This window comes from Streptococcus cristatus, from assembly GCF_003943515.1.
Classification (GTDB): Bacteria; Bacillota; Bacilli; order Lactobacillales; family Streptococcaceae; genus Streptococcus; species Streptococcus cristatus_D.
The window spans coordinates 38,256-60,853 of sequence record NZ_RJPT01000010.1 but is presented as its reverse complement, the minus strand read 5'-3'; the positions used below and the strand labels follow the sequence as shown (position 1 = coordinate 60,853).

Genomic DNA, 22,598 nt, shown 5'->3' with positions numbered 1-22,598 from the left:
TAAGGAGCAGAAACTATGATCAACCGTTACTCTCGCCCCGAAATGGCGAACATTTGGACTGAGGAAAATAAGTACAAGGCTTGGCTGGAGGTAGAGATTCTGGCTGATGAGGCCTGGGCTGAGTTGGGTGAGATTCCCAAGGAAGATGTGGCCTTGATTCGTGAGAAAGCAGGCTTTGACATTGACCGCATCTTGGAGATTGAGCAGGAGACGCGCCACGATGTGGTGGCCTTTACTCGGGCGGTTTCTGAGACGTTGGGCGAGGAGCGCAAGTGGGTGCACTATGGCTTAACCTCGACCGATGTGGTGGATACGGCCTACGGCTACCTCTACAAGCAGGCCAATGACATCATCCGTGAGGATCTGCGTCGCTTCACTGACATCATTGCGGAGCGGGCGCGGGAGCACAAGTTCACCATCATGATGGGGCGGACCCACGGGGTGCATGCGGAGCCGACGACTTTTGGTCTTAAGCTCGCGACCTGGTACAGCGAAATGAAGCGCAATATCGAGCGTTTCGAGATTGCGGCTGCGGGTGTGGAAGCTGGGAAAATCTCTGGGGCGGTTGGGAACTTTGCCAACATTCCACCATTTGTGGAAAGCTATGTCTGTGAGAAATTAGGCATCCGTCCGCAGGAAATTTCTACCCAAGTCCTGCCACGTGATCTCCACGCTGAATACTTCTCAGCCTTAGCCTTGATTGCGACTTCTATCGAGCGCATGGCAACTGAGATCCGCGGTCTGCAAAAGTCTGAGCAGCGCGAAGTCGAAGAGTTCTTTGCCAAGGGTCAAAAAGGTAGCTCAGCTATGCCGCATAAGCGCAATCCAATCGGATCTGAAAATATGACTGGTCTGGCGCGTGTTATTCGCGGCCACATGGTGACGGCCTTTGAGAATGTCTCTCTCTGGCATGAGCGCGACATTTCCCATTCATCTGCTGAGCGGATTATCGCACCGGACACGACTATTCTCATCGACTACATGCTCAACCGCTTTGGTAATATCGTCAAGAATCTGACCGTCTTCCCAGAAAACATGAAGCGCAACATGAACTCAACCTTTGGTCTCATCTTCAGCCAGCGGGCTATGTTGACCTTGATCGAAAAAGGCATGACACGGGAGCAGGCTTATGACTTGGTGCAGCCAAAGACCGCCCAGTCTTGGGATAATCAAGTAGACTTCAAGCCTTTGCTCGAAGCAGATCCAGAAGTCACTTCCCGTCTGACTCAGGAAGAGATTGATGAAATTTTCAACCCTACTTACTACACCAAGCGCGTGGATGAAATCTTCAAGCGCGTGGGCTTAGATTAAACAAAAAAACGAGCCTGGACAAAAAGTCCAGGCTTTTGAATCTAAATTAGAAAAAAATAGATGACGCAGTGGTTGAGTGGGCTCTACTACGCTGATTTCATCAGCTTTTACAGCCCTACTCAACTGTGTGGAGGTGGGACGACGAAATCGAATTCTAACGAATTACCGATTTCTGTCCCACTCTCATTTTTATTATTCTCGAATATATTATAAAAGTTTTGTTTTTGTTGGTTTTCAGTCCTATAATACTAAAAAAACATACGAAATTAAAAGATACTGTTTATTTTATGTCATTTTTTGATGTTTATTAAACAAAAATCGTTTAAATGTCTTGCAAATTGGTATAGATAGGTTTATAATAAAGATAGGCTAGTTGGTCAGGAAATGAAAAACGACAGCTCATGAGAACCATCGTTTTTCAGATTAATGATCGCGACTAGAAGAAATAAATTTGATTTTGAAGAAATCGCCACGCTTGTAGGTTTCGCTGTACTCTAGGATTTGTCCGGTATTTTCCAATTTTGTGATCTTGACTTGATGCACAGTTGGGAAGTTTGGATCAATTTCTAAGGTTTTGGCAATGTCTTTTGGCGTTGGAAAGACGATTTCGTTGGTTTCTTCGAAATACTCATCATTCATGTGGATGTGATAATCCGTCTTGAAGCGATTGTAGATCGAGCTGTAGTAGTCCAAATCTGGATAGTTTGGATTGATGTACTGTTCAGGAATGTAGGTTTGGTGATAGATATAGACTTTATCGCCTGTCCTTCTGATACGGTCAATCTTGTAGTAGAACTGGGACGGTGTTAGTTCTAGTTTTTCCAAGATTCTCAATTCATTTCCACGTTCGATGGACAGAACAGTTACCTTATCCTTTTGGATAGGGAAAGTTTCGATATCAGAGAATTCCACACGCTTGTGTTTTCTTGCGCGTGAAACAAACGTTCCCTTTCCTTGCTGACGGATGATGTAGCCATCATTCGCAAGTTCGTTCAAAGCGCGGACAACGGTGATGGAACTAACGTTGAACATCTTGATTAACTCAGCTTCTGTGTAGAATCTATCACCGTTTTCAAAGTTACCAGAAATGATTTGTTGTTTCAAATCATCTTTGATTTGTTGATATTTAGGAATAGCCATTGTGCTCACCTCTCTTTTTTTATCCCTCTCTATATTGATTTTAACATATTTTTTAAAAAAATGTTGACATTTATGCAAAAGTTTATTATATTAATATTATCAAGAAATGAAAGCGTTTTAAATCTAGGAGGAATAGGGAGATGAAGAGATTTGAAATAGGCTCTTCTTTCTACTTGGATGGTCAGGAGTTTAAGATTTTATCGGGAGCGATTCACTATTTCCGGATTCAGCCGGAAGACTGGTATCACTCGCTTTACAATCTTAAAGCCCTAGGCTTCAATACAGTTGAGACCTATGTTCCTTGGAACATGCACGAGCCAAAGAAAGGCCAGTTTGACTTTCAGGGAATTTTAGATATTGAGAAGTTTCTTCAGATTGCTCAAGATTTAGGATTGTATGCCATCGTTCGCCCTTCGCCTTTTATCTGTGCGGAGTGGGAATTTGGCGGCATACCAGCCTGGCTCTTGACCGAGGATATGAGAATCCGTTCTTCTGATGCTCCTTATCTTCAGACTGTTGCAGACTACTATGATGAGTTGCTTCCTCGCTTGGTTCCAAGGCTCTTGGACAAGGGCGGGAATATCCTCATGATGCAAGTGGAAAATGAATATGGCTCTTACGGGGAGGATAAAGATTACCTGAGAGCGATTCGGCAGATGATGTTGGACCGAGGCCTTGATTGTCCGCTCTTTACATCGGATGGTCCTTGGCGGGCGACGCTGAGAGCCGGCACGCTGATTGAGGAAGATTTATTTGTTACAGGAAATTTCGGCTCCAAGGCAGATTATAATTTTGCCCAGATGCAGGAATTCTTTGATGAGCATGGCAAAAAATGGCCGCTCATGTGTATGGAGTTTTGGGATGGTTGGTTCAATCGTTGGAAAGAGCCAATTATCAAAAGGGATCCTGAGGAACTGGCTCAAGCTGTCCATGAGGTTCTAAAACAAGGATCTATCAACCTCTATATGTTTCATGGCGGTACCAATTTTGGCTTCATGAATGGCTGCTCGGCCAGAGGTGTGACGGATTTACCACAGGTGACTTCGTATGATTACGATGCCCTGCTCGATGAACAGGGAAATCCAACTCCGAAATATTTTGCAGTGCAAAAAATGATGGAGACCTACTATCCTGAGTACCCACAAATGAAACCGCTCACAAAAGAATCTTTTGAACTGAGAGATATTGCTCTGAGTGAGAAGGTGAGTTTATTTGAGGCATTGCCTGATTTGGCTCAGCCAGTAGAGAGTCTCTATCCTGTCAAAATGGAGGATTTAGGACAGAGTTATGGCTACTTACTTTACCGTACCGAAGCCAGCTGGGATGCGGATGAGGAAAAAATTCGGGTGATTGACGGGCGAGACCGGATGCAGCTCTTTGTGGACGGCAAGCTTATGGCAACCCAGTACCAAGCAGAGATTGGTCAAGATATCTTTGTTACTGGAGAAAAGAAAGCCACCCACCGTATTGACATCCTGATGGAAAACATGGGGCGGGTCAACTACGGGCATAAGTTCTTGGCAGATACCCAGCGAAAAGGGATTCGGACGGGCGTTTGCAAGGATTTGCATTTCTTGCTGAATTGGCAGCAGTATCCACTTTCCTTTGAAAATACAGAAAACATTGATTTTTCAAAAGGATGGCAGCCAGAGCAACCAGCTTTCTACGCTTTTGACTTTAAAATAAAAGCGCTTAAAGATACTTATTTAGACTTGTCCGGTTTTGGAAAGGGCCTTGCCTTTGTAAATGGCGTCAACATCGGCCGTTTCTGGAATGTTGGGCCAACCTTATCGCTTTATATTCCGCATAGCCTTCTGAAAGAAGGACATAACCGAATCATCATTTTTGAAACGGAAGGGGAATATGAAGAATCAATTAACCTAGTTAACCAACCTACATTTAAAACAATAAAGGGGGAAAATTTATGACAATAGTAGGTGCACGTATCGATGGACGCTTGATCCATGGACAGGTAGCCAATCTCTGGACTACCAAGCTCAACATTTCACGCATTATGGTGATTGACGATGAGGTAGCTGAAAATGCTATCGAAAAGAGCGGACTCAAGTTGGCAACGCCGCCAGGAGTGAAGCTCAGCATTTTGCCAATCGCTAAAGCAGCAGAAAACATCTTGGCTGGTAAGTATGACTCACAACGACTCTTTATCGTCGCTCGTAAACCAGACCGTTTCCTTCGTTTGGTAGAAGCTGGAGTTCCACTGGAAACATTGAATGTCGGCAATATGTCTCAGTCAGACGAAACTCGTCCAATCACTCGCTCTATCAATGTGGTAGATGCAGATGTGGAAGCCTTCCACAAGCTGCATGAAAAAGGAGTGAAGCTGACAGCTCAGATGGTTCCAAATGATCCGGTTGCGGATTTTATGAATTTGTTAAAATAAGGAAAAATTTTTAGGAGGTCATTGTCATGATACAATGGTGGCAAATTTTACTACTCACTCTGTACTCAGCTTATCAAATCTGCGATGAGTTGACGATCGTTTCTTCAGCAGGTTCACCTGTATTTGCTGGATTTATCACAGGTCTCATCATGGGAGATTTACCTACAGGTTTATTGATTGGTGCCAACCTTCAATTGGTGGTACTCGGTGTTGGTACCTTCGGTGGTGCTTCTCGTATTGATGCTACCTCTGGTGCGGTTCTTGCGACTGCTTTCTCAGTAGCACAAGGGCTTGATCCAGAGCTTGCTATTGCTACAATCGCTGTGCCGGTAGCAACTTTGTTGACATATTTCGATATCCTTGGTCGTATGACTACAACTTACTTCGCTCACCGTGTAGATGCTGCGATTGAACGCTTTGACTATAAAGGCATCGAACGCAACTATCTCCTTGGTGCGATTCCTTGGGCTCTTTCTCGTGCCCTCCCAGTCTTCTTTGCCCTTGCCTTTGGTGGAGCTTTTGTAGAAACTGTTGTTACAGGTCTCGGTAATGTACAATGGTTGGCAAACGGTTTGAAACTTGCAGGTCAAATGCTTCCAGGTCTTGGATTTGCAATCTTGCTTCGTTATCTTCCAGTGAAACGCAACCTCCACTACTTGGCACTTGGATTTGGCTTGACAGCTATGTTGACAGTACTTTACAGTAATGTTCAAAGCCTGGGTGCTGCAGTGTCTAGCATTGTTGGTTCTGAAGTGTTCTCTAAACTTCCAAAAGAACAAGCTATTACTTTTGTTAACAACTTCAAGAGTGTATCTATGATTGGTATCGCCATCATCGGTGTCTTCCTTGCAGTACAACACTTCAAAAACAGCCAACGTACAGTCGTAGCTGCTCCAGTAACTGAATCAGAAAGCGGGGAAATTGAAGATGACGAATTCTAATTACAAACTAACAAAAGAAGATTTTAAACAGATTAACAAACGTAGCTTGTTTACCTTCCAATTGGGTTGGAACTATGAGCGTATGCAGGCTTCTGGTTACCTTTATATGATTTTGCCACAATTGCGCAAAATGTATGGAGACGGTACACCTGAACTGAAAGAAATGATGAAATTGCATACGCAATTCTTCAATACTTCACCATTCTTCCACACCATTATCACTGGTTTTGACCTTGCTTTGGAAGAAAAAGATGGTGTGAAATCAAAAGATGCGGTCAATGGTATCAAGACAGGTCTCATGGGGCCATTCGCTCCTCTTGGAGACTCAATCTTTGGATCATTGGTGCCAGCTATTATGGGTTCAATTGCTGCAACTTTGGCTGTTGCGGGAAACCCAGCCGGTATCTTCCTATGGATCGCTGTTGCGGTTGCTTACGATATTTTCCGTTGGAAACAATTGGAATTTGCCTATAAAGAAGGGGTTAACCTTGTCAACAATATGCAAAGTACTTTGACAGCTTTGATTGATGCTGCATCCGTGCTTGGTGTCTTCATGGTTGGTGCCTTGATTGCCAGCATGATTGGTGTTGAAGTTTCTTGGGCTCCACACATCGGGAAAAAAGCTATCGATATCCAAGACATGCTTAACTTGGTCTTCCCACGCTTGGTACCAGCTATCATCACAGGTGTAATCTTCTGGTTGCTTGGACGTAAGGGTATGAACTCTACAAAAGCTATCTTGCTCATCATTCTTGCAGCGATTGCTTTCTCAGCGTTTGGCCACTTCTTCTTTGGAATGGCATAATGGTGTAAATTATGAGCAAACAATTAATTTTGATTAGTCATGGTCGCTTTTGTGAAGAGCTGAAAACAACCACTGAGATGATTATGGGACCTCAAGCGGATATTCATGCCGTTGCCTTGTTGCCGGAGGAGGGACCAGATGATTTCACAGCTAAGTTTTTAGATACAGTCAAGGATTTTGAGGACTATATTGTCTTTGCAGATCTTTTGGGAGGCACACCATGTAATGTAGTCAGTCGCCTTATTTTAGAAGGTAAGGATATTGACTTGTACGCCGGCATGAATCTGCCGATGGTGATTGAGTTTCTCAATGCTTCTCTGACAGGAGCTGATGTTGACTATCCGAAAAATGCAGTCGAAAATATCGTTAAAGTCAATGATATTTTAGCAGGCTTATCAGATGATGAGGATGAGTAGGACTGTTTTCTAAGGAAAAAAGAAATGAAGGGGAGTGGGGAATTTTCCCATTCCCTCTTTTAAAGACAAATAACTAATATATCGATGTTTATTTTGAAAGGACTACCATGCTAGATTATTCAAAAGAGAAACTGGTTGAATTGGGCGCGGAAATCACCACGCGTGAAATCTACCAACAGCCAGATGTTTGGCAGACAGCTTTTAATCATTACAAGGCTCAAGCTGACCAAATCGCTGCTTTTCTAAAAGGTATTGAAGAAAAGCATGATTATATAAAAGTTATCTTTACAGGTGCGGGAACTTCGGCTTATGTGGGCGATACGCTATTGCCATATTTCAGAAAGCTTTATGATGAGCGCAAATGGAATTTTAATTCGGTTGCGACGACTGATATTGTGGCGAGTCCTAAGGTACATCTGCATAAGGAAATTCCAACGGTTCTCGTTTCTTTTGCCCGTAGTGGCAATTCGCCAGAAAGTGTTGCGACAGTGGACTTGGCCAAGCAGTTGGTTGATGAGCTTTATCAAGTGACCATTACCTGTGCTGCAGAGGGGAAACTAGCTCAGCAGGCACATGGCGATGAGAGGAATCTCCTCTTATTGCAACCAGCTCCATCAAATGATGCTGGCTTTGCCATGACTTCTAGCTTCACCTCTATGATGCTGACAGCTCTCTTGGTTTTTGACCCAGCAGATTTGGCTCAAAAAGAAGCAAGAGTAGCTGAGTTGATTGCCTTGAGTCAAAAGGTTTTGGCAGATGTAGCTGACGTTCAGGCTTTGCCAGAATTAGACTTTAACCGGGTCATTTATCTTGGAGCAGGGCCGTTCTTTGGTCTGGCGCACGAAGCTCAGCTGAAAATTTTGGAGTTGACCGCGGGGAAGGTTGCGACTATGTATGAAAGCCCAGTTGGTTTCCGTCATGGACCAAAATCTCTGATTAACGAAGAAACGCTTGTGCTGGTATTTGGCTCAAGGGATGCATACACCAAACGTTACGACTTGGATTTGGTGCGTGAAGTGGCAGGAGATCAGATTGCTCGCAAGGTGGTCTTCTTTACAGAGCACAGAGAAGACTTGGAAAATGTTGAGCAAGTGGTTCTTGAAAGTGATATCTTGGAAGATAGCTATCGAGCCTTCCCTTACATCGTCTATGCTCAGCTCTTCTCTCTCTTGACTTCTTTGAAAGTGAACAATCGACCAGATACACCGTCTCCGACAGGTACGGTCAATCGGGTCGTTCAGGGAGTTATCATCCACCCTTTCCAGCAGTAGAAAGCTGAATATGGAAAAGTCAAACATTAGTCATGGGAAAGCTAGTTATTAAAAAGACTTTCAGATCAAAAGGATGGCCTTCCATCCTTGTCCCTTGACTAAGTCAAGAAAGAGAGTGGGACAGAAATCGGTAATTCGTTAGAATTCGATTTCATCGTCCCACCTCCGCACAGTTGAGTAGGGCTGTAAAAGCTGATGAAGTAAGCGTAGTAGAGCCCACTCAACCACTGCGTCTTGCTCGACAATCCAAAGACAATTGAGAGGCTAGGACTTTTGTCCCAGACTCGAGACAGAGGGAGATTGTATGAAATCTTATCAAGAATCTATTTTTGGTACTTTTAAAGGACAGGATGTCTTAGCCTACACCTTTGAAAATAAGCTAGGCTATCGCTTCAAGGTCATGAACTATGGCGCAACGATTTTAGAATATCGGACGCCAGATAAAAATGGTGATTTTGCCAATATTATTCTAGGCTTTGATCGTTTTGAGGATTATGTTGGCAATAGTCCCAAGCATGGCGCTAGCGTGGGACCAGTTGCGGGGCGGATTGCGAAGGCTAGCTTTGAGCTGAATGGGCAGTCCTATCAGCTGGAAGTCAATAATGGCCAGAATTGCAACCACAGTGGCTCTACTGGCTGGGACAGTGTGATTTTCCAGACAGAAGAAGTCACAAACGAGGGTGTCACATTTTACACAGAGCGCCCAGACGGGACGGGCGGCTTTCCTGGAAATTTGAAAATCTGGATTTCCTATTCTTTGACAGAAAAAGGGGAGATTGAGATTTCCTATCAAGTCCAGACAGATCAGGATAGTCTGGTCAATCCGACCAACCACAGCTATTTCAATCTGTCAGGTGATTTCAGTCAGCCGATTGATCAGCATGTCCTCCAGCTGCATACCAAAGGGGTGTATCCGATTGCTCCTGACGGCGTGCCAGCAAAAGAAGTGGATGCGAATCGTAGCTTTGTCAAAGGCCTGCAAACAGGTCTGGCATTGAAAGAAATTTTTGCTGACCAGGACGAGCAAATTCAGATCGTGTCAGGGCTGGATCACCCCTTTGCTCTTGATAAAGAGCAGGAAGAGGCAGGTTACCTTTATGATCCGGCATCAGGTCGCTATCTGACTTTCCGTACGGATGCTCCTTGCGTCGTGACTTATTCGGCAAATTTTGTCGATGAGTCAGTCATCATCAATGGACAGCCAATGATTCAGCATAATGGTCTGGCATTGGAGGCACAAGCCTTGCCTGATGCGATTCATAGTGACTTGAAGGATCAGGTCATTCTCAAGGCTGGCCACATTTTCACCAGCACCACCGTTTATTTCGCAGGAGTGAAATAAACAGCAAACTTGCTTCATTTGAAGTGTATCTTACATGGCGATAGTAGCCTCAGATACAAGAAAACGGCAGATTCCCCCTCTGCCGTTTTTACTATTTATTTTATTGGTTATCTAAGTCTTGTGGTTGGAAGATCTGATTGTAACGTTCTTCGTCTTCTTGGTTATCACGGATGACTTTTGCAAGAGTGAATGAAGAAGAAATCAGTCCGACAGAACCCATGAGATAGTATCCTTTAACCATCAAAGGCTCTTTCAAAGTATAGAGGCCGACGAGAACAAGAGTCACAAAGAAGGCGAATGAGCCCCAAGCCATAAACATAAAGGCTGGTGTATTCCGATAAGTTTTCTTTTTAAGGTTGTTCATATCTAAAATCTCCTTTTCGATTTTTTTCATTGTATCATGAGTTTTTGCGGCAGTCAATGAAATAGAGGTTATTTTAATCAGACTGAACAATTCATATTAGTTTGTATCATCTTAGTAAGATGTTTAAAAGTATTTTATTTTTTAAAAATATGGTTTATTTAAGTAAACTTTAAGATAAGGACGTTATACTAATACCATCAAATGAAGACCTCCTAACTTTATTTGATAGAAATCCTAAAACTTTTTCATAATAATCTCCCATAAGAGCCACCAAATACGGTGGCTTTTTTTGTGCTTAGAAGCGGGTCGGATTGCTTCCTCTGCCCTATTTTTTGCTATAATAGTCCTATGAGTAGAATTTTAGATAATGAATTAATGGGGGATGAGGAGCTAGTAGAACGTACTCTTCGTCCTCAGTATTTACGAGAATATATCGGTCAGGATAAGGTCAAGGATCAGCTGAAGATTTTTATCGAAGCGGCTAAATTGCGGGATGAGGCCTTGGATCATGCCTTGCTTTTTGGACCTCCGGGTCTAGGAAAGACGACCATGGCCTTCGTCATCGCCAACGAACTCGGTGTGAATATCAAGCAGACTTCTGGTCCGGTCATTGAAAAGGCTGGTGATTTGGTTGCGATTTTAAATGATTTGGAGCCAGGTGATGTCCTCTTTATCGATGAGATTCACCGTTTGCCCATGGCAGTAGAGGAAGTGCTGTACAGCGCCATGGAGGACTTTTACATTGACATTATGATTGGGACTGGTGAAACCAGTCGCAGCGTCCATCTGGAATTGCCGCCTTTCACGCTGATTGGAGCGACCACTCGGGCGGGCATGCTGTCTAATCCTCTGCGGGCTCGCTTTGGGATTACTGGTCACATGGAGTATTATGAAGCCAGCGACCTGACGGAAATCGTCGAGCGGACGGCAGAGATTTTTGAAATGGATATTACCCACGAGGCTGCTCGAGAGCTGGCTTTACGTAGCCGGGGCACGCCGCGGATTGCCAATCGTCTGCTCAAGCGGGTGCGGGACTACGCTCAGATTATGGGGGATGGCCTGGTCGATGCTCAGATCACAGACAAGGCCTTATCCATGCTGGACGTGGACCGAGAAGGGCTGGACTATGTAGATCAGAAAATCCTACGAACCATGATTGAAGTTTATGGGGGTGGTCCAGTCGGACTGGGGACACTTTCAGTCAATATTGCTGAGGAGCGTGAAACGGTGGAGGACATGTATGAGCCTTACCTGATTCAGAAGGGCTTTGTCATGCGGACTCGGACTGGGCGCGTGGCGACTCGTAAAGCCTATGAGCATCTAGGATATGAGTATATGAAGGAATGATGACCGATCAGGAGATTTTAGGGAGACTGGGTCAGGATCAGGATATTCGAGCAATTTTGGAGATGATCCGCAGTCTGCAGCTAGAGGATTCTTGGCTGGCTGCGGGCAGTGTCAGAAATTTTATCTGGAATATCTTGTCTGGCAAGCCAGGCTTTGATACCGAAACGGATGTGGATGTCATATTCTTTGATCCAACTGTGTCTTATGAGAAAATTTTGCAGCTGGAGATGGAGTTGAGAAAAGCTTTTCCCGCATATTCTTGGGAGCTGAAAAATCAAGTCTATATGCATATTCATAGTCCCAATAGCCAGCCTTATACTAGCTCGAAAGATGCTATGAGCAAGTATCCTGAGTGCTGCACGGCTATCGGTCTGCGATTGCTGGAAGATGACAAGCTAGAGCTCTTTGCGCCCTATGGTTTGGCAGATATTCGAGCATTTCAGGTGCGACCAACACCGCATTTTTTGGTGGATGCGGAGCGAAAGAAGCTTTATATGCAAAGAATTCGCAAGAAAAACTGGCAGGCTAAATGGCCACAATTAAGTTTTGAAACTCTTTCTGAAGAAAAGTAAAGTTTAATCTGGTGTAAGTTAGATTGAGTGGATTACCGCCTCAATGATCTGCACTCTTATGTAAGTCGGTATAATTAGCTGTTTGTCAGAGTCCGCTTCCGCTGTCACAGAATAATCAAGAAAGCTCCACAGTTTTCTTTTTATTCTGGTATAATAGATTTATGAAGAAAATTGTATTTGTTTGTTTAGGAAATATCTGCCGTAGTCCGATGGCAGAGTTTGTTATGAAAAGTCTGACTGATGATATACACATTGAGAGTCGAGCGACGTCTAGTTGGGAACATGGCAACCCTATACATCAGGGGACACAGGCTATTTTTAAGAAACATGCGATTTCTTATGATAAGAGAAAAAGTTCTCAGCAGATTTCAGCGCAAGATTTTGCAGAATTTGACTATATCATTGGCATGGATGAAGCTAATATTCGAGATTTGAAGAAAATGGCGCCAGTGGATTTTCAGGATAAAATCTACCAGTTTGCTGATCTCGGTGTGCCGGATCCTTGGTACACAGGTGATTTCGATGAGACTTATGACCTGATTTTGGCTGGTTGCCACAAGTGGCTAGAACGCTTAAATGGATGAAAAATGGATAAAATAAAAGAATTTTACGATAAATATAAAATCTATCTGACCCGTCAGAATCTAGAAATCTTAGCTGTGACTGTGATTGCCTTGTCAGCAATTTTAGTGTTTACCTCCAATATCCCTAGTAAGGGTGCACTAACATTGGATCAAGGTAAAATAAAATATGAAGGCAGTCTAGTTCACGGAAAAATGAATGGCGAAGGTACCCTGACTTTTAAAAATGGGGATAGCTATAAAGGGCATTTCAAAAATGGTACTTTTGATGGTAAGGGTACTTTTACATCGAAGGCTGGTTGGAATTATGAAGGTGAATTTGCCAACGGTCAAGCCAATGGTAAAGGCAAACTGACGACAGAAAGTAATGTTGTCTATGAAGGAACGTTCAAGCAAGGAATTTATCAAAATGCGCATTAGATGGTTTTCACTGGTTCGGATTACTGGACTGGTCTTGGTGTTACTCTATCATTACTTTCAGGGAGTTTTTCCTGGAGGTTTTATTGGAGTGGATATCTTTTTCACTTTTTCAGGATTTTTGATTACTTCATTATTGATTGATGAGTTTACAAGAAGTCGGACGATTGATATTATGGGCTTTCTGAAACGGCGCTTTTATCGTATCGTTCCTCCGCTCGTTTTTATGATTTTGATCATCATGCCCTTTACTTTATTGATTCGTCGGGATTTTGTAGCAGGTATTGGGACGCAGATTGCAGCTGCTCTGGGCTTTGTGACCAATTTTTATGAAATGATGTCGGGTGGCAGTTATGAAAGCCAGTTTGTACCGCATTTGCTGATTCACACTTGGAGTTTGGCACTGGAAGTGCATTACTATATCCTCTGGGGCCTGGCTGCTTGGGGAATTAGCAAGATTAGCAAGTCAGTTGCTCAGTATCGGGGGCTGATTTCTCTGACTTCAATTGCTCTGTTTCTGTTCAGTTTCTTGGCTATGTTTATCGGAGCCTTTTTCAGCAAGAATTACTCCAATATTTATTTCTCAAGTTTGACCCATGTCTTTCCTTTCTTTGCTGGGACAGTGCTAGCGACTTTCTCTGGAGTTGGAAATGTGGGCGTTCAGATGAAGAAACTGGAAGAAAAGGTCGAAATCAAGCAAGTCTTGATCGCTTTAGCTGGCAGTTTTGTTCTTCTTCTTTTGCTCAGCTTTATTTTGAAATTTGACAGCCTGTGGACTTATTTATTTGGTTTCTTGATTTCAACGCTTCTGGCTTGTGTCATGATAGCAGCAACCCGCATCTTGCACGATAAATTGCCAAATATTAAGGAGCCTAGTCCTCTCAACTTTATTGCAGATACTAGCTATGGTGTTTACCTCTTCCATTGGCCTTTCTATATTATTTTTACTCAGTTGATGAGCAATAGTTGGGCTGTGCTTTTGACTACAATCTTGAGTTTTGGTTTCGCGGCTCTTTCCTTCTATATCTTAGAGCCGACTTTAGCTGGACGGAAGCCTCGGATTTTTGGCAAGGAGATGGATTTAAGCTCCATCACCAAGCCGATTTTCTACAGTTTCATTCCGCTGACATTTATCTTGCTTATTATCACAGTCACAGCTCCGTCTGTGGGTGCCTTTGAGGAAAGCCTGATTGTCAATTCTTTGAACCAATCCGATACGAAAATGCAGACAACCCGTAAGCACGCAGACCAAAAAACTGCCACAAATTATAACGTGGCAGAGGGAACGACTGTTATCGGTGATTCGGTTACTTTGCGCTCTGCTGAATGGATCCAAGAGGCTATACCTGACGCTCAAGTCGATGCAGTGGTTAGCCGTAATTTAGTGTCTGGTTTGGAATTTTTCAAGAACGATATTGCTAGCCAAACACTGCTTCAAAACGTCGTTTTGGCATTGGGAACCAATCCGGTTGACAATTATGAAGAATTGCTGGATCAGTATATCGAGCTCTTGCCAAAAGGCCATCGCTTGATTTTAGTCACGCCATATGATGGCCGGACAGCCAATGATCCAAGTAGTATTCCTGTTAAGATGCGACAATACGAACTTGAACTTGCTAAGAAATACGACTTTGTATATGTAGCAGACTGGTATCAGGTAGCGATTAATAATCCGCAGATTTGGATTGGAACAGACTATGTCCATTATGGGGCAGATTCAGAGTCTATGGCAGAGGGAGGTAAACTCTACTCTAACATGATAAAAGAAGCTTTGGCTGCCGCTTCAAGTGGCAGTGTTAAGCCATAAAACTAGCTCGGTTATTTAGCCGAGCTCATTTTATAACAAAAAAGAAAGCGCTAACACATTTTTAGAGAAAAGTATGTGAAATTTTTGAGAATAGATATAGAATTTAGTAAAAAAGCCTGAAATATCAGTGTTTAAAAATAATCCATAAAAAGTTTGTGAACTTTTGTTGAAAGTGTTTACAAATTTGTAGGAATAGAGTATAATTATATTGTGAAATAATTAACAAAGGTTGAAATCTCTATTTAACCTTTTGGCAGAAACCATTGGAGGACTATAATGGCTGATAAGAAGAAAACTGTTGAACAAGAAGATAAAGTGCTAGCGGCTGAAAAACATGTTGACGAGCTAGTGCAAAAAGGTCTCATAGCTCTTGAAGAAATGAGAAAACTAAATCAAGAGCAAGTAGATTACATCGTAGCAAAAGCTTCAGTTGCAGCTCTTGATGCGCACGGGATCCTTGCTCAACATGCGGTTGAAGAAACTGGTCGTGGTGTATTTGAAGACAAGGCAACGAAAAACCTCTTTGCCTGTGAACACGTTGTCAACAACATGCGTGGTGTGAAGACTGTTGGTGTTATCGAAGATGATCCTGTTACTGGACTGACAAAGATTGCGGAGCCTGTCGGAGTTATTTGTGGTATCACTCCAACAACGAACCCAACATCAACAGCAATTTTCAAAGCATTGATTGCCTTGAAGACACGTAACCCAATCGTTTTTGCCTTCCACCCATCTGCTCAAGAATCATCTGCTCACGCAGCGCAAATCGTTCGTGACGCAGCAATCGCAGCTGGCGCACCTGAAAACTGTGTGCAATGGATCACTCAGCCATCTATGGAAGCAACAGCAGCTTTGATGAACCACGATGGTATTGCAACCATCCTTGCAACTGGTGGTAATGCCATGGTTAAAGCTGCATATTCTTGCGGAAAACCAGCTCTTGGGGTGGGTGCCGGAAACGTACCAGCTTACATCGAAAAATCTGCTGACCTTCGCCAAGCTGCTCATGATATCGTGATGTCTAAATCATTTGACAATGGTATGGTCTGCGCATCTGAGCAAGCGGTGATTATTGACAAGGAAGTTTATGACGAATTTGTAGAAGAATTCAAGTCATACCACACTTATTTTGTAAACAAAAAAGAAAAAGCTCTTCTTGAAGAATTCTGCTTTGGTGCTAAAGCAAACAGCAAAAACTGTGCTGGTGCTAAACTAAACGCAAGCATCGTTGGTAAACCAGCTGCATGGATTGCGGAACAAGCAGGCTTTAAAGTACCAGAAGGTACCAACATTTTGGCTGCAGAATGTGCTGAAGTAGGTCCAAATGAGCCATTGACTCGCGAAAAATTGTCACCAGTTATCGCTGTCTTGAAAGCTGAAGATAGAGAAGACGGTCTTAAAAAAGCTCGTCAAATGGTTGAATTTAACGGACTTGGTCACTCAGCAGCTATCCATACAAAAGACGAAGAATTGGCTAAACGCTTTGGTACTGAAATCAAAGCGATGCGGATTATCTGGAACTCTCCATCTACTTTCGGTGGTATCGGGGACGTATATAATGCCTTCATTCCATCCTTGACACTTGGATGTGGTTCATATGGACGTAACTCAGTTGGTGATAACGTGAGCGCTATTAACCTTCTAAACATCAAGAAAGTAGGGAAACGTAGAAATAATATGCAATGGTTTAAAGTTCCTTCAAAAATTTACTTCGAGCGCAACTCTATCCAATACCTTCAAACATGTGAAGATATTGAACGCGTTATGATCGTTACTGACAAATCTATCGAAAAACTTGGCTTTGTTCAACGTGTGATCGATCAATTGAACGCCCGTAGCAACCGTGTAACGATCCAAGTCTTCTCAGATGTTGAACCAGATCCAGACATCACAACTGTAGAACGTGGTGCGGAAGTGATGAAAGCATTTGAACCAGATACAATCATCGCTCTTGGTGGTGGTTCTCCAATGGACGCGGCCAAAGTAATGTGGCTCTTCTACGAGCAACCAGAAATCGACTTCCGTGACCTGGTTCAAAAATTCATGGATATCCGTAAACGTGCCTTCCGCTTCCCATCACTTGGTAAGAAAGCGAAATACATCGGTATCCCAACGACTTCAGGTACAGGTTCAGAAGTAACACCATTTGCCGTTATCTCTGATAAGAAAAACAACCGCAAATATCCACTGGCTGACTACTCATTGACACCAACTATTGCGATTGTTGACCCTGCTTTGGTTGAATCCGTTCCAGACTTTATCGCTGCTGATACAGGTATGGACGTCTTGACTCACGCGACTGAAGCCTATACTTCAAACTTTGCTAACGACTACACAGACGGTATTGCGCTTCAAACTATCAAACTTGTCTTTGAATGGTTGGAAAAATCTGTTAAGACAGCTGACCCAGAAGCTCGTGAAAAAATGCATAATGCGTCTACAATGGCTGGTATGGCCTTCGCCAATGCCTTCCTTGGTATGAGTCACTCAATGGCCCACAAGATTGGTGGTGTTCACCATACTGTTCACGGACGTACAAACGCAATCTTGCTTCCATACGTCATCCGTTACAATGGTACTCGTCCATCTAAGACCACTACATGGCCGAAGTATAACTACTGGAAAGCTGATGAGAAATTCCAAGACATCGCGAAAATGCTTGGATTGCCTCACTCAACTCCAGAAGAAGCGGTTGAAGCATACGCTAAAGCTGTTTATGAACTGGGTGTTGCAGTAGGTATCAAGATGAACTTCAAAGACCAAGGAATCGATGAAAAAGCTTGGAAAGACAGCTTGCATGAAATCGCTCTTCTAGCTTATGAAGACCAATGTTCACCTGCAAACCCACGCTTGCCAATGGTAGCTGACATGGAAGAAATCATGGCAGATGCCTACTATGGTTACGGAGAACGTCCAGGACGTCGTAAATAATGTAGAATCAATCCCTCATTAAGTGGGGGATTTTTCTTTCTTTAAAATGTATGAAATAGACGACTTTTTAAAAAACTAGGGAAAAGATAGGCCAGAAAGCTTTTTTGAAACTAGTTTCAAAAAGAAAAGGAATCATAGCAAAAACAGAAACTAAATTCTTAATATTGTAAAGGATTGAAAAAGGAAAGGTGCTGTGCTATTATTTTGTAAGGGTTTACAAAAAAACAATATTGTTGGAGGATAAGATGCGCAATCCAGATTTATTAGCAGAAGCAAAAGATTATAGAGGCAGAGATGAAGTTCCAGCAGATTTTGATGCTTTTTGGGATCATCAGATTAGCAGTTTGAGTGGCTTGCCGGACTATCAGCTGATTGAAAAAGACTTTCAAATCGCTGGGGTGACCTGCCATGAGCTAGTTTTTGAGGGGACAAATCAGGGGCGAACCTATGCTCGTATAGTCCTTCCCAAATCGAGTAAAAACGTTCCGATTATCTTTCATTTCCACGGTTATATGGGGCGTGGCTGGGATTGGTCCGATATGCTAGCTTATACGGTTGCTGGCTATGGTGTTGTATCTATGGATGTACGCGGCCAGTCAGGCTATTCCTTGGATGGAGGAGCGCCTGTAAGGGGCAATACGGTCAAGGGTCAGATTATCCGTGGGGCAGTGGATGGACCAGAGCGTCTCTTTTATAAGGATGTCTATCTGGATATCTACAGCTTGATTGAGATTGTGGCGAGTTTGGACCTTGTGGACGAGGATCATCTATCCAGTTACGGTGCTTCTCAGGGCGGAGCATTGGCTTTGGTGGCAGCGGCTCTCAATCCGCGCATTAAGCAGACAGTGGCTATCTATCCTTTCTTGTCAGACTTTCGGCGGGTGTTGGAGATTGGCAATACCAGTGAGGCCTATGATGAGCTCTTTCGTTATTTTAAATTCCACGATCCTTTCCACGAAACGGAGGATGAGATTATCCAGACCTTGTCCTATATCGATGTGAAAAATATGGCTCACCGCATTCAAGGGAGCGTGCGGATGATAACAGGACTGGCTGACGATGTTTGTTATCCGATTACCCAGTTTGCGATTTACAACCGGCTGGAGTGTACTAAGGAGCACCTTCTCATGCCAGAGTACGAGCATGAAGCCATGAATGTCTATGTCAATGATAGGGTCTTCAACTGGCTTTGTGGTTCAAAGATTGACCATCCTTCTTTGCTGGAAGCTTTTAAAGACTGGTAAAAATAGATGGTAGTAAGAAAGAAACTAAGCCTGAGATTAGCATAATCTCAGGCTTTTTATGATAAATATTCAAAAATCTATAGTAACTTTTTTTGTAGAAACACTTCTAATCCTGAAAGTAGTTTCAGCTTTTAAGAAAGGAAGTCGGTTTTTAGAAACTAAAATCTAAATCTCAAAACTTATTGAAAGCGCTTTATTTTTTGTATATAATGACATTATAAAAAGAACGGAGAAAACATAGAAAAAGGAGAGATTATTTATGTCACAGATTAGCAAAGATCAATTAATTGCAAAAATCAAAGATGGCATTATCGTTTCCTGTCAAGCTCTGCCTCATGAGCCCCTCTATACGGAGGCTGGCGGTGTCATTCCTCTCTTGGTCAAGGCGGCTGAAGAGGGCGGGGCAGTTGGTATTCGAGCCAACAGCGTGCGAGACATCAAGGAGATTAAGGAAGTAACCAAGCTCCCGATTATCGGGATTATCAAACGGGACTATCCACCACAGGAGCCTTTTATCACTGCGACCATGCGGGAAGTGGATGAGCTGGCTGCCCTTGATATCGAGGTCATTGCTCTGGACTGCACCCAGCGGGAACGCTATGATGGTTTGAAGATTGAGGACTTTATCCGCCAAGTCAAGAAGAAATATCCGCAGCAACTGCTGATGGCCGACATTAGTACCTTTGAGGAAGGCGTGGCAGCTGTAGCAGCTGGCGTTGACTTTGTTGGTACGACCTTATCAGGCTACACGTCCTACAGTCCTAAGGTAGACGGACCAGATTTTGAACTGGTCAAGAAGCTCTGTGATGCGGGTGTGGATGTGATTGCTGAGGGCAAGATCCACTATCCAGATCAAGCCAAGCAGATCCATGATTTGGGTGTCCGCGGTATTGTAGTAGGCGGAGCCATTACTCGACCAAAGGAAATCACCGAGCGTTTCGTTGCAGCAGTAAAATAAAGTGAGGTAAAGCAATGACGACCTTAAAGTTAAATAAGCTCTACAAAAAATATCCTAATAGTGATTTCTACTCTGTAGAAAATTTCGACTTGCAAATCAAAGACAAAGAATTTATCGTCTTTGTTGGCCCTTCTGGATGTGGGAAATCCACAACGCTTCGTATGATTGCGGGATTGGAGGACATCACTGAGGGCGAGCTCTATATCGATGAGACACTAGTCAATGATATTGCTCCCAAGGATCGTGATATTGCCATGGTTTTCCAGAACTATGCCCTCTATCCACACATGACAGTCTATGACAACATGGCGTTTGGATTGAAACTGCGCAAGTACAGCAAGGAAGATATCGACAAGCGGGTGCAAGAAGCAGCTGAAATCCTTGGTTTGAAAGAATTTCTAGACCGCAAACCAGCGGACTTGTCTGGTGGTCAACGTCAACGGGTAGCTATGGGACGGGCCATCGTCCGAGATGCCAAGGTTTTCCTGATGGATGAACCTTTGTCAAACTTGGATGCGAAACTGCGTGTGTCCATGCGTGCTGAGATTGCCAAAATCCACCGCCGTATTGGAGCAACAACCATCTACGTTACCCACGACCAAACCGAGGCAATGACCTTGGCCGACCGCATTGTTATCATGTCAGCGACGAAAAATGAAGCGGGCACGGGGACTATCGGTCGTATCGAGCAAGTCGGAACTCCGCAAGAGCTTTACAATGAACCAGCGAATAAGTTTGTTGCAGGCTTTATCGGCAGTCCAGCTATGAACTTCTTTGAAGTGATGGTATCTGGTCATCAACTGACTGATGGTGATCAACTCAATCTTACCCTGACAGGTGGTCAAGAGAAGCTTTTGACAGAAAAAGGCTACCAAGGTAAGAAAGTTATTTTGGGTATCCGACCAGAGGATATCTCAGCCGACTTGATTGTAGAGGATACTTTCCCTGGCGATGTGGTCGATGCGGAAGTTGTCGTGTCAGAGTTGCTGGGTAGTGACTCAGTGCTCTACTGTAAGGTGGGCAGCCAAGAGTTTTCAGCCAAGGTAGATGCTTCCAATTATCTGGAGCCAGGTTCGAAGCTTCGCTTCACCTTCAAACTACCTAAGAGTCATCTGTTTGATAGTGAGACTCAAAAACGAATTACTTTGTAAAACAACCTAAAATGAACTGACTGACTTTATTTTAGGATAAAAGAAAAGTCACAGATAAGGAGTGATTGTACTTTTAAAAGTTTAGGATTTTAATCAAATATAGGTGGACGCTTGTCCAGAGGAATAACACAGGAAAAACGAGGCTGGGGCGCCTAATGAAATAGGTCCGTCCCACTCTCCAATAGGCAGGTAAAAGCTGTTTAGGTCAGCTTGGAATCTTAATTTTAAAGGAGAAAAACAAATGAAAATGAAGAAATTGCTTTGTTCATTGGTAGCGGGAGCCGCAGTTCTTACGTTAGCAGCTTGTAGCGGTGGTGGTAGCTCAAATAAAGCAGCTAGCTCTGGTGATAAATCTGGTAAGACAGAGATTACTTGGTGGGCATTCCCGGTCTTCACTCAAGAAAATGCCAGCGATGGTGTGGGAACTTATGAAAAATCCATCATTGAAGCATTTGAAAAAGCAAATCCAGACATTCATGTCAACTTGGAAACAATCGACTTCAAGTCAGGTCCAGAAAAAATTACGACAGCTATCGAAGCTGGAACAGCGCCAGACGTGCTCTTCGATGCACCAGGCCGGATTATTCAATACGGTAAAAATGGTAAGTTGTCAGACTTGAACGACCTCTTCACAGATGATTTCGTCAAAGATGTTAACAACGATAACATTATCCAAGCCAGCAAGGCTGGAGACAAAGCTTATATGTATCCAATCAGCTCTGCTCCATTCTACATGGCAATGAATAAGAAAATGTTGGAAGATGCTGGTGTTCTCAATCTAGTTAAAGAAGGATGGACAACAGATGACTTTGAAAAAGTATTGAAAGCGCTTAAAGACAAAGGCTATACACCTGGCTCTCTCTTCAGTAACGGTCAAGGTGGTGACCAAGGAACTCGTGCCTTCATCGCTAACCTCTACGGTGGATCTGTTACAGATGAAAAAGTAACTAAATATACAACTGATGATCCGAAATTTGTCAAAGGTCTTGAAAAAGCAGTGAGCTGGATCAACAATGGTCTCATGATGAACGGTTCTCAATACGATGGCGGAGCAGATATCCAAAACTTCGCTAACGGTCAAACTTCTTATACTGTTCTTTGGGCACCAGCACAAAATGGTATCCAAGCTAAATTGTTGGAAGCAAGTAAAGTAGAAGTGGTTGAAGTACCATTCCCATCAGACTCAGGTAAACCAGCCCTTGAATACCTTGTAAATGGTTTTGCAGTCTTTAACAACAAAGACGACAAGAAAGTAGAAGCAGCCAAGAAATTTGTGAAATTCATCGCTGATGACAAAGAATGGGGACCTAAGAACGTTGTTCGTACAGGTGCTTTCCCAGTTCGTACATCATTTGGTAAACTCTATGATGACAAGCGTATGGAAACAATCAGTGGCTGGACTAAATACTACTCACCATACTACAACACCATTGATGGATTTGCAGAAATGAGAACACTCTGGTTCCCAATGTTGCAATCTGTATCTAATGGAGATGAAAAAGTTGAACCTGCTTTGAAGACATTTACTGAAAAAGCAAACGAAACGATTACTAAAAAATAAGCAAGTTTAAAATCCGCCCCTTTTTCTGTTGTCAGTCT

General features: G+C 43.2%; 20 protein-coding genes. 18 read left to right on the top strand and 2 right to left on the bottom strand.

The features are described 5' to 3' along the window. Positions 1-15 precede the first annotated feature (15 nt). A complete protein-coding gene (gene purB / locus D8791_RS08740; RefSeq protein WP_009443505.1) occupies positions 16-1,311 on the top strand; it encodes an adenylosuccinate lyase in 1,296 nt (431 codons plus the stop codon). A gap of 423 nt (positions 1,312-1,734) precedes the next feature. Here purB and agaR read toward each other — a convergent pair whose 3' ends face one another. Further along, entirely contained in the window at positions 1,735-2,451 is a 717-nt protein-coding gene (gene agaR, locus D8791_RS08730) for a transcriptional regulator AgaR (protein WP_005591344.1), read from the bottom strand. 140 nt (positions 2,452-2,591) lie between these two features. On the opposite strand from agaR, the gene D8791_RS08725 reads away from it, so the two are divergent. From D8791_RS08725 to D8791_RS08690, 7 genes are all read left to right on the top strand, one after another. Then, entirely contained in the window at positions 2,592-4,379 is a 1,788-nt protein-coding gene (locus tag D8791_RS08725; RefSeq protein ID WP_125447362.1) for a glycoside hydrolase family 35 protein, read from the top strand. Further along, complete coding sequence (locus D8791_RS08720) at positions 4,376-4,852, top strand: PTS sugar transporter subunit IIB (RefSeq protein WP_045498334.1); 477 nt, start codon at positions 4,376-4,378, stop codon at positions 4,850-4,852. The genes D8791_RS08725 and D8791_RS08720 overlap by 4 nt, the downstream gene beginning before the upstream one ends. A gap of 26 nt (positions 4,853-4,878) precedes the next feature. Then, positions 4,879-5,793 (top strand): PTS mannose/fructose/sorbose/N-acetylgalactosamine transporter subunit IIC, encoded by a 915-nt coding sequence (locus D8791_RS08715; protein WP_045498332.1) that lies wholly within the window; start codon positions 4,879-4,881, stop codon positions 5,791-5,793. Next, positions 5,780-6,598 (top strand): PTS system mannose/fructose/sorbose family transporter subunit IID, encoded by an 819-nt coding sequence (locus tag D8791_RS08710; RefSeq protein ID WP_125371663.1) that lies wholly within the window; start codon positions 5,780-5,782, stop codon positions 6,596-6,598. The genes D8791_RS08715 and D8791_RS08710 overlap by 14 nt, the downstream gene beginning before the upstream one ends. Positions 6,599-6,609: 11 nt before the next feature. Continuing rightward, a complete protein-coding gene (locus D8791_RS08705; RefSeq protein WP_048763128.1) occupies positions 6,610-7,014 on the top strand; it encodes a PTS sugar transporter subunit IIA in 405 nt (134 codons plus the stop codon). Positions 7,015-7,121: 107 nt separating this feature from the next. Beyond that, complete coding sequence (locus D8791_RS08700) at positions 7,122-8,285, top strand: SIS domain-containing protein (RefSeq protein ID WP_125447360.1); 1,164 nt, start codon at positions 7,122-7,124, stop codon at positions 8,283-8,285. 304 nt (positions 8,286-8,589) lie between these two features. After that, complete coding sequence (locus D8791_RS08690) at positions 8,590-9,627, top strand: aldose epimerase family protein (RefSeq protein ID WP_125447358.1); 1,038 nt, start codon at positions 8,590-8,592, stop codon at positions 9,625-9,627. Between the two features lie 100 nt (positions 9,628-9,727). Here D8791_RS08690 and D8791_RS08685 read toward each other — a convergent pair whose 3' ends face one another. Further along, positions 9,728-9,991 carry a YiaA/YiaB family inner membrane protein gene (locus D8791_RS08685; RefSeq protein WP_181951260.1) on the bottom strand — a complete coding sequence of 88 codons (264 nt, stop codon included), beginning with the start codon at positions 9,989-9,991 and terminating at the stop codon, positions 9,728-9,730. 348 nt (positions 9,992-10,339) lie between these two features. Between D8791_RS08685 and ruvB the strand changes: the two genes are divergently transcribed. The 10 genes from ruvB to D8791_RS08635 all read left to right on the top strand — a co-directional run bounded on the left by ruvB (position 10,340) and on the right by D8791_RS08635 (position 22,560). Then, a complete protein-coding gene (ruvB, locus tag D8791_RS08680; RefSeq protein WP_125447357.1) occupies positions 10,340-11,338 on the top strand; it encodes a Holliday junction branch migration DNA helicase RuvB in 999 nt (332 codons plus the stop codon). Then, positions 11,335-11,910: a nucleotidyltransferase family protein gene (locus D8791_RS08675; protein ID WP_125447355.1), complete on the top strand. Its 576-nt coding sequence runs from the start codon at positions 11,335-11,337 to the stop codon at positions 11,908-11,910. Before ruvB ends, D8791_RS08675 begins: the two co-directional genes overlap by 4 nt. Before the next feature lie 161 nt (positions 11,911-12,071). Then, positions 12,072-12,494 carry a low molecular weight protein-tyrosine-phosphatase gene (locus D8791_RS08670; RefSeq protein WP_125447353.1) on the top strand — a complete coding sequence of 141 codons (423 nt, stop codon included), beginning with the start codon at positions 12,072-12,074 and terminating at the stop codon, positions 12,492-12,494. 3 nt (positions 12,495-12,497) lie between these two features. Beyond that, complete coding sequence (locus D8791_RS08665) at positions 12,498-12,911, top strand: MORN repeat-containing protein (protein WP_125447351.1); 414 nt, start codon at positions 12,498-12,500, stop codon at positions 12,909-12,911. After that, complete coding sequence (locus D8791_RS08660) at positions 12,901-14,715, top strand: acyltransferase family protein (RefSeq protein WP_125447350.1); 1,815 nt, start codon at positions 12,901-12,903, stop codon at positions 14,713-14,715. The genes D8791_RS08665 and D8791_RS08660 overlap by 11 nt, the downstream gene beginning before the upstream one ends. 276 nt (positions 14,716-14,991) lie before the next feature. Continuing rightward, positions 14,992-17,646 (top strand): bifunctional acetaldehyde-CoA/alcohol dehydrogenase, encoded by a 2,655-nt coding sequence (gene adhE, locus D8791_RS08655; RefSeq protein WP_125447348.1) that lies wholly within the window; start codon positions 14,992-14,994, stop codon positions 17,644-17,646. Positions 17,647-17,891: 245 nt separating this feature from the next. Further along, entirely contained in the window at positions 17,892-18,890 is a 999-nt protein-coding gene (locus tag D8791_RS08650; protein ID WP_125447346.1) for an acetylxylan esterase, read from the top strand. A 259-nt stretch (positions 18,891-19,149) separates the two neighbouring features. Next, complete coding sequence (locus D8791_RS08645; protein WP_125447344.1) at positions 19,150-19,848, top strand: N-acetylmannosamine-6-phosphate 2-epimerase; 699 nt, start codon at positions 19,150-19,152, stop codon at positions 19,846-19,848. Positions 19,849-19,862: 14 nt separating this feature from the next. After that, entirely contained in the window at positions 19,863-20,999 is a 1,137-nt protein-coding gene (locus tag D8791_RS08640; protein WP_015604211.1) for an ABC transporter ATP-binding protein, read from the top strand. 241 nt (positions 21,000-21,240) lie between these two features. Then, positions 21,241-22,560: an ABC transporter substrate-binding protein gene (locus D8791_RS08635; protein ID WP_125447342.1), complete on the top strand. Its 1,320-nt coding sequence runs from the start codon at positions 21,241-21,243 to the stop codon at positions 22,558-22,560. Positions 22,561-22,598: the final 38 nt, after the last annotated feature.